General features: G+C 61.2%; 17 protein-coding genes. 13 read left to right on the top strand and 4 right to left on the bottom strand.

Annotated features, from left to right (window positions below; all coding sequences use genetic code 11):
• Nucleotides 1–31: 31 nt before the first annotated feature.
• Nucleotides 32–169, bottom strand: coding sequence for a hypothetical protein (locus KHO30_RS28915; RefSeq protein WP_211703032.1), 138 nt, complete (start codon nucleotides 167–169; stop codon nucleotides 32–34).
• A 207-nt stretch (nucleotides 170–376) separates the two neighbouring features.
• Between KHO30_RS28915 and urtA the strand changes: the two genes are divergently transcribed.
• The 13 genes from urtA (at nucleotide 377) to ureG (ending at nucleotide 12,894) form a co-directional block, all read left to right on the top strand.
• A complete protein-coding gene (urtA, locus tag KHO30_RS28910; protein ID WP_171926778.1) occupies nucleotides 377–1,675 on the top strand; it encodes an urea ABC transporter substrate-binding protein in 1,299 nt (432 codons plus the stop codon).
• A 144-nt stretch (nucleotides 1,676–1,819) separates the two neighbouring features.
• Nucleotides 1,820–3,445, top strand: a complete 1,626-nt coding sequence (urtB, locus tag KHO30_RS28905) for an urea ABC transporter permease subunit UrtB (protein WP_234486530.1) — start codon at nucleotides 1,820–1,822, stop codon at nucleotides 3,443–3,445.
• A gap of 1 nt (nucleotide 3,446) precedes the next feature.
• The gene (urtC, locus tag KHO30_RS28900; protein ID WP_211703031.1) at nucleotides 3,447–4,631 is read left to right on the top strand and encodes an urea ABC transporter permease subunit UrtC; all 1,185 of its coding nucleotides are present in this window, start codon (nucleotides 3,447–3,449) and stop codon (nucleotides 4,629–4,631) included.
• The gene (gene urtD, locus KHO30_RS28895; protein WP_093636302.1) at nucleotides 4,628–5,491 is read left to right on the top strand and encodes an urea ABC transporter ATP-binding protein UrtD; all 864 of its coding nucleotides are present in this window, start codon (nucleotides 4,628–4,630) and stop codon (nucleotides 5,489–5,491) included. Before urtC ends, urtD begins: the two co-directional genes overlap by 4 nt.
• A gap of 56 nt (nucleotides 5,492–5,547) precedes the next feature.
• Entirely contained in the window at nucleotides 5,548–6,240 is a 693-nt protein-coding gene (urtE, locus tag KHO30_RS28890) for an urea ABC transporter ATP-binding subunit UrtE (protein WP_074286084.1), read from the top strand.
• Nucleotides 6,241–6,414: 174 nt separating this feature from the next.
• On the top strand, nucleotides 6,415–7,296 hold the full coding sequence (locus tag KHO30_RS28885; RefSeq protein WP_211703030.1) for an urease accessory protein UreD: 882 nt from the start codon (nucleotides 6,415–6,417) through the stop codon (nucleotides 7,294–7,296).
• A gap of 227 nt (nucleotides 7,297–7,523) precedes the next feature.
• Entirely contained in the window at nucleotides 7,524–8,327 is an 804-nt protein-coding gene (locus tag KHO30_RS28880; RefSeq protein WP_211703029.1) for a transporter substrate-binding domain-containing protein, read from the top strand.
• 172 nt (nucleotides 8,328–8,499) lie between these two features.
• Nucleotides 8,500–8,802 carry an urease subunit gamma gene (gene ureA, locus KHO30_RS28875; protein WP_054041799.1) on the top strand — a complete coding sequence of 101 codons (303 nt, stop codon included), beginning with the start codon at nucleotides 8,500–8,502 and terminating at the stop codon, nucleotides 8,800–8,802.
• 17 nt (nucleotides 8,803–8,819) lie between these two features.
• Complete coding sequence (locus tag KHO30_RS28870; RefSeq protein ID WP_200618785.1) at nucleotides 8,820–9,125, top strand: urease subunit beta; 306 nt, start codon at nucleotides 8,820–8,822, stop codon at nucleotides 9,123–9,125.
• A gap of 55 nt (nucleotides 9,126–9,180) precedes the next feature.
• Entirely contained in the window at nucleotides 9,181–10,887 is a 1,707-nt protein-coding gene (gene ureC, locus KHO30_RS28865) for an urease subunit alpha (protein ID WP_093636312.1), read from the top strand.
• A 3-nt stretch (nucleotides 10,888–10,890) separates the two neighbouring features.
• Nucleotides 10,891–11,562, top strand: a complete 672-nt coding sequence (gene ureE, locus KHO30_RS28860) for an urease accessory protein UreE (protein ID WP_211703028.1) — start codon at nucleotides 10,891–10,893, stop codon at nucleotides 11,560–11,562.
• A complete protein-coding gene (locus KHO30_RS28855; RefSeq protein WP_093636316.1) occupies nucleotides 11,549–12,229 on the top strand; it encodes an urease accessory protein UreF in 681 nt (226 codons plus the stop codon). Before ureE ends, KHO30_RS28855 begins: the two co-directional genes overlap by 14 nt.
• Nucleotides 12,230–12,240: 11 nt before the next feature.
• Nucleotides 12,241–12,894, top strand: coding sequence for an urease accessory protein UreG (gene ureG, locus KHO30_RS28850; RefSeq protein ID WP_054041789.1), 654 nt, complete (start codon nucleotides 12,241–12,243; stop codon nucleotides 12,892–12,894).
• A gap of 4 nt (nucleotides 12,895–12,898) precedes the next feature.
• Here the strand turns inward: ureG and KHO30_RS28845 are convergent, their stop codons facing one another.
• The 3 genes from KHO30_RS28845 to kdoO form a co-directional block, all read right to left on the bottom strand.
• Nucleotides 12,899–13,606 carry a Fic family protein gene (locus KHO30_RS28845; RefSeq protein WP_244864153.1) on the bottom strand — a complete coding sequence of 236 codons (708 nt, stop codon included), beginning with the start codon at nucleotides 13,604–13,606 and terminating at the stop codon, nucleotides 12,899–12,901.
• Between the two features lie 170 nt (nucleotides 13,607–13,776).
• The gene (waaA, locus tag KHO30_RS28840) at nucleotides 13,777–15,093 is read right to left on the bottom strand and encodes a lipid IV(A) 3-deoxy-D-manno-octulosonic acid transferase (protein WP_211703026.1); all 1,317 of its coding nucleotides are present in this window, start codon (nucleotides 15,091–15,093) and stop codon (nucleotides 13,777–13,779) included.
• A gap of 76 nt (nucleotides 15,094–15,169) precedes the next feature.
• Complete coding sequence (kdoO, locus tag KHO30_RS28835) at nucleotides 15,170–16,054, bottom strand: Kdo hydroxylase KdoO (protein ID WP_211632217.1); 885 nt, start codon at nucleotides 16,052–16,054, stop codon at nucleotides 15,170–15,172.
• Between the last annotated feature and the right edge of the window lie 34 nt (nucleotides 16,055–16,088).

Below are 16,088 nucleotides of genomic sequence, written 5' to 3'. Positions count from 1 at the left end.
CCGCGATATCCACGCTCGCGTTCGATAAACCTCATGCGCTGCCCATCACCACCCGCAGCGTAGGCAGAGCACGCCCATGCACAACGGCGCAGCGACCATGCACCGCCGACGCCCGCTGGCCGATCAACACGCTTCGTTGCGGCGCGGCACGCACCTGAACGAGGCGCACGCCCCGCTCCTGCACCAATTTTGCGCCGCGTTGCGCATAACTTAGGCGGCACATCACCGCCTCACAGCACGGCATCCGTGGACTTCAAGTCGAAATTACTACATGGCATGTGCCTTGCAGTACACAAGCGGCAAGTCATGCGGGATAAGCCCTGCTGGCTGAAATCGACGCCCATAAACATTCACCATCAATGGCAAGGGGAAATACATGAAACGTCGTAGTCTGTTGAAGTTCGGCTCCATGTCGGGCGCATTGGCGCTTGCAGGTCAGGTTCCGTTTGCTCAGGCGCAATCGGGCAGCGGTCCGATCAAAGTAGGCGTTCTACATTCCCTCTCCGGCACGATGGCGATCTCGGAGACATCGCTCAAAGACACCGCGCTGATGACCATCGCGGACATCAACAAGAACGGCGGCGTCATGGGCCGCCAACTGCAGCCGGTGGTCGTGGACCCGGCGTCGAACTGGCCGCTGTTCGCCGAAAAAGCGCGTCAGCTGATCACTCAGGAAAAATGCGCGGTCGTGTTCGGCTGCTGGACGTCGGTGTCGCGCAAGTCGGTGCTGCCGGTGTTCGAAGAACTGAACGGCCTGCTGTTCTACCCGGTGCAGTACGAAGGCGAAGAAATGTCGCGCAACGTGTTCTACACGGGCGCCGCGCCGAATCAGCAAGCGATTCCGGCAACCGAATACCTGATGAGCGCGGAAGGCGGCGGCGCCAAGCGCTTCTTCCTGCTGGGCACCGACTATGTGTACCCCCGCACGACCAACAAGATCCTGCGCGCGTTCCTCAAGTCGAAAGGCGTGCAGGAAGCCGATATCCAGGAGGTCTACACGCCGTTCGGCCACAGCGACTATCAGACCATCGTCGCGAACATCAAGACCTTCTCGCAGGGCGGCAAGACCGCGGTGATCTCGACCGTCAACGGCGACTCGAACGTGCCGTTCTACAAGGAACTGGGTAACCAGGGGCTGAAGGCGTCGGACGTGCCGGTCGTCGCATTCTCGGTCGGCGAAGAAGAACTGCGCGGCATCGATACGAAACCGCTCGTCGGCAATCTCGCGGCATGGAACTACTTCATGTCGCTTCGCAACCCGGCCAACGAGAAGTTCAAGAAGCAATGGGCGGCATGGGTCAAGGACAACAACCTGCCGGGCGGCACCAAGCGCGTGACGAATGACCCGATGGAAGCGACGTTCGTCGGCATCCATATGTGGAAGCAGGCCGTCGAAAAAGCGAAGAGCACGGACGTGGACAAGGTGCGCGTGGCGATGGTCGGCCAGACGTTTGCGGCGCCGTCGGGTTTCACGCTCGAAATGGACGGCAATCACCATCTGCACAAGCCGGTGATGATCGGCGAAGTGCGTGCCGACGGCCAGTTCAACGTGGTGTGGCGTACCAAGACCGCGGTTCGCGCGCAACCGTGGAGCCCATTCATTGCCGGCAATTCGAGCAAGCCGGATGTGGTCAGTTCGATTCCGGCATTCCTGAAGCGCTCGCGAGTCGCCTGAGCCTGAGTCTGAACCTTCTGGGCAGAGCCGGAACTGAACCACGGCTCTGTCCGGCAGGACACTGCAAGACGCAAGACAACGGCGTGGCACCGGTGCATCACCTCGATGCCGCGCCGCCTCGCCGGTTTTTCTTCAAAGGCCATCATGGCGTTTTCATTTCCGAAATTCGCACGACGTAGCATCGGCGGCCTTGCGCTCGCGCTTATCGTTAGCGCGCCGCTTGCCGCCTTCGCGCTCACGCCGGCCGATGTCGCGCCGCTCGCCGGTGACGACTTCGATGCGAAATCCGCGGCAATCGACAAACTGATTGCCAACCACGACAAAGAATCGCTTGCGGTGCTCAAAGCCCTGTCCGAAGACAGCGCGCTCGCCACCGATTCCGGCGCAGTGCTGCTGCAAGACGGCGACACGGCACGCGATGCCGTCACTGGTAAAACGGTCGCCGCGGGCGACGCGCAGCCGGTCACTCTGAACAACCTGCTGCGCTCGAAAGTAGCGGGCGCACTCTCGGGTCTGCAACTCGACTCGCCCGATGCCGCCACGCGCGACGCCGCCGTCACCGCACTGCTGCAAAACCCCGATCCGTCGATTAAACCGCTCGTCGACGCAGCTCGCGCGAAGGAAACCGACCCGGCGCTGAAGAAGCGCCTCGACACGCTGTGGGCAATGACCGCGTTGCACGACGCCGACCCGGCCAAGCGTCTCGAAGCCGTGCAACTGGTTGCCGCGCGGCACGATCTCGACATGAACGAACTGCTGCGCCCGCTCGTCGCGAAGAAGCCAGACGGCACCTTCAACGAAGCCGACGATCGCGTGCGCTCCGCCGCGCAAAGCGGCATCGACGAACTCGATTCGATCCAGCGCCGCAGCCAGATCGCGGGCACCTTGTTCGCAGGCTTGTCGCTCGGCAGCGTGCTGCTGCTCGCCGCATTGGGTCTCGCAATCACGTATGGGCTGATCGGCGTGATCAACATGGCGCACGGTGAATTCCTGATGATCGGCGCTTACGCCACCTACGTCGTGCAGAACCTGTTCCAGCGCTTTGCGCCCGGTGCGTTCGACTGGTATCCGCTGCTGGCCGTGCCGGCGTCTTTCGCTGCAGCAGGACTCGTCGGCATCGTGCTCGAACGGCTGGTGTTGAAGCATTTGTACGGCCGTCCACTCGAAACCTTGCTGACCACCTTCGGTGTCAGCCTGATTCTGATTCAGGCGACACGTATGGTGTTCGGCGCGCAGAACGTGCAGGTGATCAACCCGGCCTGGATGAGCGGTGGCGTGACGGTGCTGCCCAATCTGATCCTGCCGTACAACCGGCTGGCGATTCTGGCGTTCTCGCTGATTGTCGTCGGGATTGCGTGGGCTGTCCTGACTAAAACCCGCCTGGGTCTGTTCGTGCGAGCCGTCACGCAAAACCGGCGGATGGCAGCATGCGTCGGTGTGAAGACCGCGCGTGTCGATTCGTATGCGTTCGCGTTCGGTGCGGGCATTGCCGGCCTAGGTGGCTGTGCGCTGTCGCAGATCGGCAATGTGGGCCCGGATCTCGGCCAGAGCTACATCATCGATTCGTTCATGGCCGTGGTGCTCGGCGGTGTCGGTCAACTCGCCGGCACGGTGATCGGCGGCTTCGGTCTCGGGTTGATCAGCAAGGCGATCGAGCCGTTCTGGGGTGCTGTGCTCGCCAAGATCGCGGTGCTCGTGCTGATCGTGCTGTTCATCCAGAAGCGTCCGCAGGGCATGTTCGCCCTCAAGGGCCGCAGCGCGGAGGCATGAGATGACATCGGCTACCTCTTCGGCTCACGTCGGCTCAGCGAGCAGTGGCGCTATTGCCGGACGCGAAGCGCAGTCCGGCTTCGCGCTCGGCTTGCCGCCGCGTCCCGCGCTGCTGTCACGACGCGCGTGGCTCGCGCTAATCGCACTGATCATCGTGTTCGGTCTTGGCGTGCCATTCGCCACGCTGGTGGTCCCGGAAACGAGCGCGTTCCACCTGTCCGCGTACGCGATGACGATCACTGGCAAGTTCATGTGCTACGCAATCGCTGCGCTGGCACTCGATCTCGTGTGGGGCTACTGCGGCATTCTGAGTCTGGGTCACGCGTTGTTCTTTGCATTGGGCGGTTACGCGATCGGCATGTACCTGATGCGCTCGATCGGCCACGAAGGCAAATACGGCAGCGACCTGCCCGACTTCATGGTGTTTCTCGATTGGCATCAACTGCCGTGGTACTGGGAAGGCACGCAGCATCTCGGGTATGCGCTGCTGCTGGTAGTGCTGGTGCCGGCGGTGGTCGCATGGGTGTTCGGCTTCTTCACATTCCGTTCGCGGGTGAAGGGCGTGTACCTGTCGATCATTACGCAGGCGATGACGTTTGCCGCCATGCTGCTGTTCTACCGCAATGAAACAGGTTTCGGTGGCAACAACGGCTTTACCGATTTCAAACGTATCAGTGGTTTTCCGATTACGCATCCGGGCACGCGCACTGCCCTCCTGCTGATCACGTTCGCAGTGTTGATCCTGGCCTTCATCGGCGCGCGGGCAATCGTCACGTCGAAGCTCGGCCGCGTGGTCACTGCGGTGCGCGATGGCGAAACGCGTTTGATGTTCCTCGGCTACAGCCCGCTCGCGTACAAGCTGTTCGTGTGGACCGTCTCCGCTGTTTTGTGCGGGATTGCCGGCGCGTTGTATGTGCCACAAGTCGGCATCATCAACCCAGGCGAGATGTCGCCAGGCAACTCGATCGAGATGGCGATCTGGGTCGCGGTGGGCGGACGCGGCACGTTGATCGGACCGATCATCGGCGCGTTTGCGGTGAACGGCGCGAAGAGCTTTTTTACAGCGAACTTCCCCGAATACTGGCTGTTCTTTCTTGGTCTGATTTTCGTACTGGTCCCGCTGTTGTTGCCGAACGGCATCATGGGCCTGATCGAGATGGTCACGCGCAAGAGGAACCGCTCATGAACGAAAACCCGATGGTTCCTGATCTTGCATTGCCCGAAGAGCCTGCTGAACGGTCGCTGAGCGGTGTCGCGAGCATGGGGCACGCGGTGGTGCCGGGCGAGATCGATATTTCGCACGGGACGATTCTGTACCTTGACGACGTGACCGTGAGTTTCGATGGATTTCGCGCGTTGAATGCGCTGACTCTATCGATCAACGCGGGTGAATTGCGTTGCATCATCGGGCCGAATGGGGCCGGCAAGACGACGATGATGGATGTCATCACCGGGAAGACGGAGCCGGATTCCGGGAAGGTTTTTCTGGGGCAGTCGATTGATCTGACGCGGATGAATGAGCCTTCTATTGCGCGCGCCGGGATTGGGCGCAAGTTTCAGAAGCCTACTGTTTTTGAACAGCATCCTGTGTGGGAGAACCTTGAGTTGGCCATGAAGGCTGACAAGGGATGGTGGGCTTCTTTGCGTGCGCGATTGGATCGTGAGGCGCAAGCGCGAATTGAAGAGACGTTGGCCTTGATTGGCCTGGAGAGCGAAGCGCGGCGGCTTGCCGGTGAGTTGTCGCATGGACAGAAACAGCGGCTCGAGATCGGCATGTTGCTGATGCAGAAACCGGCGCTGCTGTTGCTCGACGAGCCCGCCGCAGGTATGACCGACGACGAGACCATGCAATTGGCTGAACTGCTCAATCATTTGCGCGGGAGTTGTTCGATGATGGTTGTCGAACACGATATGGAGTTTGTCGCGGCGCTATCGGGTGAGAAGGGCAAAGTCACGGTGATGGCCGAAGGGCGAGTGCTCGCCCACGGCACGCTTGATGAGGTGAAGAGAGATGAGACGGTGATCGAGTCTTATCTCGGGCGGTAATGGCCGCAATCAAACCACGGCCGCAGCAAGCCACCAGAATTCAAGGATCGACCAACATGCTAGAAGTAGAAAACCTCAACCAGTACTACGGCGGCAGCCACATTCTTCGTGATGTGAAACTCACCGTGCCTGACGGCAAGCTCACCGTGTTGCTCGGTCGCAATGGCGTGGGCAAGACGACCTTGCTTCGATGCCTGATGGGCGTCGTCCAAACCAAGAGCGGCTCGATCGCCTGGCGCGGTGCGCCGATCACCAAGCTGCCGACTTACTCGCGCGTTGAGAAAGGCCTCGCCTACGTCCCGCAAGGCCGTGACATCTTCCCGCGGCTGACCGTCGAAGAAAATCTGTTGGTCGGTGCGGCCAGCAAAAAAGCCCCGAAGAAAATCCCGGATCGTATCTACGAACTCTTCCCCGTTCTGAAGGACATGCGCAGCCGCCGCGGCGGCGACCTCTCAGGTGGTCAGCAACAACAGCTCGCGATCGGCCGTGCGCTGATGAGCGATCCGCAATTGCTGATCCTCGATGAACCAACCGAAGGTATCCAGCCGTCGATCATTCAGGACATTGGCCGCACGCTGCGTCAGCTGGTCGAAGAAATGGGCATGACCGTGCTGCTCGTCGAACAGTATTACGACTTCGCCAAAGAGATTGCCGATCGGTATTGGGTGATGAGCCGCGGTGAAATCGTCGCGGGCGGTGAAGGCGCCAACATGGATACGGATGGCGTGCGTGCATTGATTGCCGTCTGAGCGGCACAAGCAGTACAAACAGCGCAGCGTGCTATTCTCGCCGCATCCTGTGGCAACGCGGCTCGTCGTTGCCTAACGCGTGCGGGCACGCTGCACATTGACGCGTCAGTTGCCGCGTCCGCTACTGTGCCCAATACCGCGCCCAGCCGCTCATTCATTCGCAAGTCCGCTCGCATGTCGCTTCACGAAAACCACGCTGCACTCGCCACCGCGCAACCCACCGCGCACTCACAATGGCGCGCGCGCCTCGAACTCGGCTTCGTCAAAGACGGCGAACGGACCACGCTCAAGCATCGGCTGCATGACGGTCCGTTGCGCGTGCAACGGCCGCTCTATCCGGAAGGCCATGCGATCTGCCACGCCGTGATCGTGCATCCGCCGGGTGGAATCGCGGGCGGCGATCAACTCGATATCGAAGTGGATGTCGGCGAAAGCGCGCATGCCGTGATCACTACGCCCGGCGCAACCAAGTGGTACAAATCCAATGGCCGTGCGGCACGACAGAATATTGCGGTGCGTGTCGGCCCGCAGGCGAAACTCGACTGGCTGCCGCAGAACAATATCGTTTTCGATCAAGCCAACGCGATGCTGGATTTTTCGCTGACGCTTGGCGAAGGCGCTACCGCGATTGGGTGGGACGCGACTCAGCTCGGGCGGCAAGCGGCCGGTGAGCGATGGTCAAACGGGCAGTTGCGAGCCGTATCGCGGATCGTTGGCGCGAATGGCGAGGCACTGTGGCTCGAGCGTGCGAGCCTCAGCGCGGAAGATTCATTGCGCGATGCCGCGCAAGGGCTTGCCGGGTTTCCTGCGTATGGGACGCTCTGGGCTGTCGGGGCGGCCTGCGATGACGCGCTCACTGAAAAGCTCACTGCCCAGCTACCGTTTGATGATTCGTTGCGGGCGGCCGCTTCCTGTGTCACTGAAGGGGTTTTACTCGTGCGAGCGGTGTCGCGGTCAATGGAGACGCTGCAGCGTGCGCTGACTCAATGCTGGCTTCAGTTGCGCCCAGTCGTGCATGGTGTAGACGCGATGCCACTCCGAATCTGGTCAACCTAATCCGCGCATCAGCAACGGCGCCTTGCAGCGCGAGCGCACCTTTCACCTTCGTAAGACGTCACAAGCACCAATCCAGCGCATCCGACCGCTCCAAGTCGGTGCGTCATCGTGTCTTTCGCCCCGCGAAGCCATGCTGCACCGCCATGGCACATACCTTGCGTCGAATCCCCCACGATGCTGCCGCGTCCTGACGACAGCCGACCACCCGCCACCACCGCTCGCACAACATGACCCGATCGACCCTTCGCCCTGCGCGTCGCGCCTGGCTCGCCGCACTGCTGCTCTCGCCCGTCCTCGCCATCAATGCGCCCGCCGCCCACGCGGATACGCTCGACAACATCACCAAAGCCGGCGTGCTGAAAGTCGCAGTTCCCGAAGACTATCCGCCGTTCGGCTCGGTCGGCGCGGATATGAAGCCGCAAGGCTATGACATCGATACCGCCGCGATGCTCGCGAAGTCGATGAACGTGAAGCTCGAACTCGTGCCGGTCAATAGCGCGAACCGCATTCCGTATCTGCAAACGGGTAAGGTCGATCTGGTGATTTCGTCGCTCGGCAAAACGCCTGAGCGTGACAAGGTCATCGACTTTTCGACGGCCTATGCGCCGTACTACCAGGGCGTGTTCGGTCCCGCCGACATCAAGGTCACCGGCCCCGCCGATCTCACCGGCAAGACGGTCGGCGCCACGCGCGGCGCGCTCGAAGAAATCGGCCTCACGCAAATGGCGCCGAACGCCACCATCAAACGCTTCGAAGACAACAACGCGACCATCGCCGCGTTTCTCTCGGGCCAGGTGCAGTTGATCGCTGCCGGCAATATCGTCGCCGCCGCGATCAATGCGAAGAATCCGCCGCGCCGTCCGGAACCTAAGTTCGTTATAAAGGATTCGCCATGTTTCATCGGCATGAACAAGAATGAAAGCCGGCTGCAGGCGAAGGTCAACGCCGCCATCGCCCAAGCGAAGGCGGACGGCACGCTCAACACGATGTCGAAGAAGTGGTTCGGCGCGCCCTTGCCGACCAGTCTGTAAGCGGGTCGTTAATTCAGCTTGATATCTTTGTAAGCTGATCTGGCAGTAAGCTTGTCGCGGTTTGTTTCGCGTCGTATTTCGATGCGGCCGCGATGGCGCACAACGAAGCGCGACCTCGATCGCATCCAACGCCTGTCCTCGCTGGGACAGGCGTAACCCAACCTGATATCCGATGAAGCTGACACCTCGCGAGAAGGACAAGCTGCTGATCTTCACCGCCGCGCTGCTCGCCGAACGGCGCCGTGCTCGCGGCCTCAAACTGAACTACCCCGAAGCGATCGCTTTCATCACCGCCGCGCTGATGGAAGCGGCCCGTGACGGCAAAACGGTCGCCGAGGTCATGCACTACGGCACCACGCTGCTGACGCGCGCCGACGTGATGGAAGGCGTGCCGGAAATGATCCCCGACATCCAGGTCGAAGCCACGTTCCCCGACGGCACCAAGCTCGTCACCGTTCATCACCCGATCCCCTAATCACGCAAGGCAGCCCCATGATTCCCGGCGAACTCCTCACCGACGACGGCGAACACGAACTCAACGCGGGCCGCGCCACCGTCACGGTGGTCGTGTCGAATACCGGCGACCGTCCGGTGCAAATCGGCTCGCACTATCACTTCTATGAAGTGAACGAGGCGCTCTCCTTCGATCGTGAAGCGGCACGCGGCTTCCGGCTCAACATCGCAGCGGGCACAGCCGTACGCTTCGAGCCCGGCCAGGAACGCACCGTCGAGTTGGTCGAACTGGCGGGCGACCGCGTCGTCTACGGCTTCAACGGCAAGGTGATGGGCAAACTCTGATGCGCGACCCGCGCACGCTTGCTCTGACCACCCTGCTCATTTCCGGACCCACACCATGACATTACGCATCGGCCGCCGCGCATACGCGGAAATGTTCGGCCCCACCACCGGCGACCGCGTGCGCCTCGCCGATACCGAGTTGCTGATCGAAGTCGAACGCGACTTCACGACTTACGGCGAAGAAGTGAAATTCGGCGGCGGCAAAGTGATTCGCGACGGCATGGGCCAGTCGCAACGCGTGCATGCCGACGTGGTCGATACTGTCGTGACGAATGCTGTGATTCTCGATCACTGGGGCATCGTCAAGGCCGACATCGGTATCAAGAACGGCCGCATCGCCGCGATCGGCAAAGCGGGCAATCCCGACATTCAACCGAACGTGACGATCGCGATCGGCGCGTCTACTGAAGTGATCGCGGGTGAAGGCCTGATCGTGACCGCGGGTGGCATCGATACGCACATCCACTTCATCAGCCCGCAGCAAATCGAAGAAGCACTCGCGAGCGGCGTGACGACGATGCTCGGCGGCGGCACGGGTCCGGCAACGGGTACGAACGCGACGACTTGCACGCCGGGTCCGTGGCATCTCGAACGCATGCTGCAAGCGGCCGATGGTTATCCGATGAATCTCGGCTTTCTCGGCAAGGGCAATGTAAGTCAGCCACAGCCTGCTTTGGAGCAGATCGCTGCGGGCGCGATCGGTTTGAAGCTGCACGAAGATTGGGGCACGACGCCTGCTGCGATCGACAACTGTCTTTCCGTCGCCGACGATACCGACACGCAGGTCGCAATCCACACGGATACGCTGAACGAAGCGGGTTTTGTGGAAGCGACCGTGGCCGCGTTCAAGGGCCGCACGATCCACACGTATCACACAGAAGGCGCAGGCGGCGGCCACGCACCGGACATCATCAAGGTGTGCGGCGAAGCGAATGTGCTGCCCTCCTCCACCAATCCGACGCGCCCGTACACCGTCAACACGCTCGAAGAGCATCTCGACATGCTGATGGTGTGCCATCACCTGGACCCGTCGATTGCGGAAGATATCGCCTTTGCCGAATCGCGCATTCGTCGCGAGACCATTGCTGCCGAAGACATCCTGCACGACCTCGGCGCGTTGTCGATGCTGTCGTCGGATTCGCAGGCGATGGGGCGCGTGGGCGAAGTGATCATCCGCACGTGGCAGACCGCGCACAAGATGAAGGTGCAACGCGGCGCGTTGCCTGAAGACAATGCGCGACACGACAATTTCCGTGCGAAGCGTTATGTCGCCAAGTACACGATCAACCCGGCCATCACGCATGGCATCTCACATGAAGTCGGCTCGATCGAGCCGGGCAAGTGGGCCGATCTGGTGTTCTGGGAGCCGGCGTTTTTTGGCATCAAGCCGTCGCTGATTCTGAAGGGCGGCATGATCGCGATGGCGCAGATGGGCGACCCGAACGCGTCGATTCCGACGCCGCAGCCGGTCCACTATCGCGAGATGTTCGCGACGCGTGGCGGTGCGTTGGGACGTACTTCACTGACCTTCGTTTCGCAGTTGGCTGCGGACGCGGGTGTCGGCGAACGCTATGGCCTGAACAAGCGTATCGTTGCTGTGAAGAACTGCCGCAAGATCACGAAGGCGGACATGATTCACAACGCGTGGCGTCCGGCGATCAGCGTCGATCCTGAGACGTATCAGGTTATTGCTGATGGTCAGTTGCTGACCTGCGAACCAGCAACTGTACTGCCGATGGCGCAACGTTACTTTCTGTTCTAAACCATGCGCACTCTCGACAAACTGATTGCGCCGCATTTGAAGTTGGCGCCTGTGCTGGTGAAGCGTGCACCGACTTTGACGCTTGCTTTTGATGACCGCCGTAAGAGCCGTCTCGCGGCAACGCTGGATAACGGTGAGGAGGTCGCGCTGCTGTTGCCGCGCGGCACGGTGCTGCGCGACGGCGATGTTCTGGTCGCTGATGATGGTGGTTTGGTGCGCGTAGTCGCTGCTCCCGAAGCCGTGTTGGTTGTCCGCGCGAAAGATGCGCTGACTCTGACGCGCGCCGCTTATCACCTCGGCAATCGTCATACACCGGTCGAAGTCGGTGCGGATTATCTGAAGCTTGAATATGATCCGGTGCTGGCCGATATGCTGAAGCGCATCGGCGCAAGCGTGGATCAGGTGTCGATGCCGTTCCAGCCGGAATCTGGCGCGTACGGCGGTGGTCACAAGCATGGTCACGATGAGACCTTTGCTGAAGACTATGCATTAGCTCAGCAGGTGTTCGGCGAGCATCATGGGCATGAGCATCCGCACGATCATGAGCATGGGCACAGCCACGCGCACGGTCACTCGCATGACCACGGCCACGACCATTCGCACGATCCCAAAGACGACGATCACGTCCACGACGAATCGTGCGGCCACGGGCATCATCACCATGCGCATCGCTGAACTCACAGCGCTGCTGCATCTCGCGTCGCCGGCATTGCCGATCGGCGCGTTCAGCTACTCGCAGGGTCTCGAAGCGGCGATCGAAGCGCAACTCATCACCGATGCGGATTCCGCACGCGATTGGATCGCAAGCGGTTTAACCGACGTGCTCGCGCGTGGCGAATTGCCGTTTCTCGCACATCAAATGGAACGCTGGCGCGCGCATGACGCAGACGGCTTGCGCGAAGCAAACAGCGAGTTCCTGGCAAGCCGTGAGTCCGCTGAGCTACGACGCGAAACGGAACAGATGGGCTGGTCGCTGCGTCAGTTGTGCGTCTCGCTCGAATGGGGCGGCGCAGACCGACGTATGACGCTGGCATCGCTCAAACCCTTGGCCCAACCCACGGCTTTCGCATTCGCTGCTTTCGCCCACGACGCAGCGCCTGACGCCGCTCTTGCCGCCTACGCATTCAGCTGGGTAGAAAACCAGGCCGCTGCCGCATTGAAGGCGGTGCCGCTCGGTCAACTCGCGGGTCAACGCATCATCGTCGCATTACGCGAGCCGATCGACGCCGCCGTCACACGCGCCTTGGCCACTTCACCCGACAACATCAACACCTTCGCGCCGCAATTGGGCATTCTGTCGGCGCGTCACGAGTCGCAGTATTCGCGGCTCTTTCGCTCTTAAAAAGATCCATCATGAACGCACCTCATCACCCCGCTCACTCGTCTGTCCGCACGAAGAAACTGCCGCCGCTGCGCGTGGGCGTCGGCGGCCCCGTCGGCTCGGGCAAGACCACGTTGCTCGAAATGCTCTGCAAGGCGATGCGCGAGCAATACGACCTCGTCGCGATCACCAACGACATCTATACGAAGGAAGATCAGCGTCTGTTGACCGTAGCGGGTGCGTTGCCGGCCGAGCGGATCATGGGCGTGGAAACGGGCGGCTGCCCGCACACGGCGATTCGCGAAGACGCGTCGATCAACCTCGAAGCCGTCGACCGCATGCTGACGCGCTTCCCTGACGCAGACATTGTATTCATCGAATCGGGCGGCGATAACCTCGCGGCAACATTCAGCCCGGAACTATCGGACCTGACGATCTACGTGATCGACGTAGCAGGCGGCGAGAAGATTCCGCGCAAAGGCGGCCCAGGCATTACGAAGTCGGATCTGCTGGTGATCAACAAGACCGATCTCGCACCGATGGTCGGCGCAAACCTGGAGGTAATGGCTTCAGACGCGAAGAAGATGCGCGGCGAGCGCCCCTTCGTGATGTGCAATCTGAAGGCGCTCGACGGCTTGGATGTGGTGGTGAAGTTTATCGAGAAGAAGGGGCTGTTGAAGGCTTAAGGCCTCACTCACCCGGATGGCATTCAAGCAGGAATGCCATCATCTCCGTCGCGTCTTTCGACAGATAAAATCGCACCATCTTCTCGTTGAAGTCCCCAGCGCGCTGCGCTGGGACACTGATGGCGTCGATACCATTCGACATCAATACGCCGTTCATCATGAAACGTGACGTGCGTTTGTTGCCGTCGAAGAAGAACTGCTGCAACGCGCCAAACAGGAAGAACGCGCAACCCCGTTCAAATGCATTAGAAACCTGATCGGTCAGCGCGCGCGTGCCAGCGGCAAAAACCCGGTTGAGTTCAGGGGCACCCGCCAAGGTCGGTAGCGGTGTGTGCCGTCCTGCTTCACCTAACGCCACATCCGGCGTGTATCGCGTTTCCTCGCCTTCACCGCGGAATGCGCCGCCGCACCTTGATATCTCATCTGACGTGACAAGGCGGAGCAGGTCACAGAACGTCGCTTTGCCGAGCGTGAACCGGCCGTCCCGAACGATTGCAAGCAGGTGTTTGGACGCGCGGATCAGACCTAATATTTGCCCTTGGTCGGATATCTGCCGACCACCAACCGTTACACCATCCAACAGCGTTTTTACTTCCGTGAAGGTGAGTGGATTTCCCTCAAGTACGCCCGCATCCCACACGAATTCCGCAAGCATCCGATGAAAACGGAAGCACGCCCGGTTGATCGAATAAGTTGGGATATTTTGTGGCATCGCACCACGGTCCCATCGAAATCCGAGGTCTGTGAAAAGCGTCATCGCAGGCCGTAGTCAAGTTGCTCGCGTCACACAGCGCCGTTGGTCCAAGAGCCGACTCAGGCTATCCCTGTGGTCGGCGCGCGAAGCGATAACGCCAGCATCGCCTTGGCAGCGCTCTCGAACGACTACTCCGGCAACACCGCCATCAACACATCAACAGTCCGTGCCGTCGCGCCACGATGGCGCGCGGCAAACGCCGAAGCCGCGCCGCCCATCGCGAGCCGCCTCGCTTTGTCGCCGAACAGCTCGCGCAACGCCCGCGCCAGATCAGCCGGATCCTGCACCTGCACTGCTGCACCCGCCGCGACCGCATCCGCAGTCGCTTGCGTAAAGTTGAACACATGCGGCCCGATCAGCACCGGCACCCCAACCGCGCATGCCTCAATCAGATTCTGCCCGCCCAACGGTAGCAAACTCCCACCGATAAACGCCAGATCCGAGGCGGCATAGTAAGCGCCCAACTCGCCCATCGAATCGCCGAGCAGCACATTGACGTTGGAAGGCAAAGCAGGCACCCCACCGCCCACAGCTGAAGCAGCACCCGACGCCACCGTCGCAGCAGGCGCCCAAGCCGAGCGCCGTTCAAGACGCAAACCAGCCTTCTCAACCAGCCCCGCGACTTCATTAAACCGTTGCGGATGACGCGGCACCAGGATCAGCAACGCATCCTCGATACCCAGCGCCGCGAACGCCTGCAGCACCAGTTCCTCTTCGCCTTCACGCGTACTCGCCGCGACCCACACCGGCCGCGTGCCGATCGCCGCACGCCACGCATGGCCACGCGCCGCCAGTTCCGGCGGCGTGCTCATATCGAACTTCAAATTCCCGAGCACGGCGACATTACGCGCACCGAGTGCAGTGAGCCGTTCCGCATCCGAAGGGCTCTGCGCCAGCACTCGCGCAAATCCACCGAACACGCCTTTAGTCGCATGACCGAACTTGGCCGCACGCTTGTACGAGCGTGCCGACATCCGCGCATTCGTGAGCACCAACGGCACATCCGCGCGACGACATTCGTCGATCAGCGTGGGCCACACCTCAGTTTCCATCACCAGACCCAGCGACGGCCGCCACGCGCGCAAAAACCGCCGCACCGCATGCGGCATGTCGTACGGCAGATAACTGCGCAATACACGATCGCCGAAAATCTGCTCGCCGGTGGCGCGGCCACTCGGCGTCATATGTGTGAGAAGAATTCGCGCATCGGGACGCGCCTTCATCAACGCATCGATCAACGGTTGCGCGGCGCGCGTCTCGCCCACCGACACCGCATGCACCCAGATCAGCGGCGCATTGTCTTCCGGCAACCGACCACGCGAGTAACCGAAACGCTCGGCGATATGCTCACGATAGCCACGCTCCTTGCGCGAACGGATCAGCAAGCGCAGCACGGCAAGCGGCGCGACGATCCACCAAAGCGCGTTATAAATCGCCCTCAGCATCGGGACTCCGCACGCCCGAGCGCGAACCCGAAAGCAAACGCGCGTTTCACCGCGCGATCGAACCAGACAGCGGCGCTCAAACGAGAGCCCTGCCCTTCAGGCGCTCGAGAATGCCGAGCGGTGCGCAGTCCGGCTGCACCATCGCCTTGACCGGCAGGAAGAAGGTCTGCTCCAGCATGAACTGGCCGGACATCACCGCATGTGAAGTCTGGTCGGAGAAACACACCCAGACGCTACCCGGCGGAAACGGCATGGTCTCCTGCGGGCTCGACTTCTGATACTCGAGATCGGCCTTCATGCCGTCGTGCAGATTCAGCATCAAATGGTCGTATTCGCTGCGCGGCGATTTGGTCACATGCAGCAGGTTCAGCAGCCACGCCGAACCCGGCATCTGCGGTTTGATGCGCGGCAGGAAGCGCTTGGCCATATCCTCGAACGGTTCGCCGACGCGCCACACGCGCGGCGCGCCGTGCGGATTCACGTTGGTGAACACGCGCAAAATGCGCTCGCCGTAATTCGGCCGCGACGGAAAGGCATCTACATGCAGACGGCTATCGTCCTTACGCCAGGACGTCTCGCGCCCTTCCACCTGATGCAGCCGCAAGCTCGTCGGCGCGACGCGCAACTTGCTGTTGTATTCGGGAAAGAGCCCATCGACGAGCGTGCGCGCATTGGCCTGATAACGCGCGATCAACGCGCGCACGGCCGATTGCGTGACCGCATCACCGGCCACCCCATGCAGCGCGCCGCCATTCGGCTCAAGACTGATGTTCTTGCGATTCGGATCGGCCAATGCAGGATCGAGCAAGGCCTGTTCGCCGCCTTCGATGGCAAAGCGCAGATTCGGGAAATACAGCACCTTGCCGCGTTCGACGCCGGCCAGCAGCGTCTCGCGCGGCACGGACAGATTGCGTCCGTGCCAGTCGGCGTTCGCTACTTCGATGATCTGGGTTTCGTTCATGGTCGCCCTTAAAAACGGATGGAGCGTAAGGCGA

This window comes from Paraburkholderia aspalathi, assembly GCF_905220735.1.
GTDB lineage: Bacteria > Pseudomonadota > Gammaproteobacteria > Burkholderiales > Burkholderiaceae > Paraburkholderia > Paraburkholderia aspalathi.
The sequence above is the reverse complement of the archived record's forward strand: the minus strand, read 5'-3'. Positions and strand labels throughout refer to the sequence as shown.

Coding starts and splice junctions, on each gene's coding strand:
- urtC (WP_211703031.1), top strand. CDS start 3,447: ATGACATCGGCTACCTCTTCGGCTCACGTCGGCTCAGCGAGCAGTGGC.
- ureG (WP_054041789.1), top strand. CDS start 12,241: ATGAACGCACCTCATCACCCCGCTCACTCGTCTGTCCGCACGAAGAAA.
- urtB (WP_234486530.1), top strand. CDS start 1,820: ATGGCGTTTTCATTTCCGAAATTCGCACGACGTAGCATCGGCGGCCTT.
- KHO30_RS28880 (WP_211703029.1), top strand. CDS start 7,524: ATGACCCGATCGACCCTTCGCCCTGCGCGTCGCGCCTGGCTCGCCGCA.
- urtA (WP_171926778.1), top strand. CDS start 377: ATGAAACGTCGTAGTCTGTTGAAGTTCGGCTCCATGTCGGGCGCATTG.
- KHO30_RS28845 (WP_244864153.1), bottom strand. CDS start 13,606: ATGCCACAAAATATCCCAACTTATTCGATCAACCGGGCGTGCTTCCGT.
- ureA (WP_054041799.1), top strand. CDS start 8,500: ATGAAGCTGACACCTCGCGAGAAGGACAAGCTGCTGATCTTCACCGCC.
- urtD (WP_093636302.1), top strand. CDS start 4,628: ATGAACGAAAACCCGATGGTTCCTGATCTTGCATTGCCCGAAGAGCCT.
- KHO30_RS28855 (WP_093636316.1), top strand. CDS start 11,549: ATGCGCATCGCTGAACTCACAGCGCTGCTGCATCTCGCGTCGCCGGCA.
- urtE (WP_074286084.1), top strand. CDS start 5,548: ATGCTAGAAGTAGAAAACCTCAACCAGTACTACGGCGGCAGCCACATT.
- waaA (WP_211703026.1), bottom strand. CDS start 15,093: ATGCTGAGGGCGATTTATAACGCGCTTTGGTGGATCGTCGCGCCGCTT.
- kdoO (WP_211632217.1), bottom strand. CDS start 16,054: ATGAACGAAACCCAGATCATCGAAGTAGCGAACGCCGACTGGCACGGA.
- KHO30_RS28870 (WP_200618785.1), top strand. CDS start 8,820: ATGATTCCCGGCGAACTCCTCACCGACGACGGCGAACACGAACTCAAC.
- ureE (WP_211703028.1), top strand. CDS start 10,891: ATGCGCACTCTCGACAAACTGATTGCGCCGCATTTGAAGTTGGCGCCT.
- KHO30_RS28885 (WP_211703030.1), top strand. CDS start 6,415: ATGTCGCTTCACGAAAACCACGCTGCACTCGCCACCGCGCAACCCACC.
- ureC (WP_093636312.1), top strand. CDS start 9,181: ATGACATTACGCATCGGCCGCCGCGCATACGCGGAAATGTTCGGCCCC.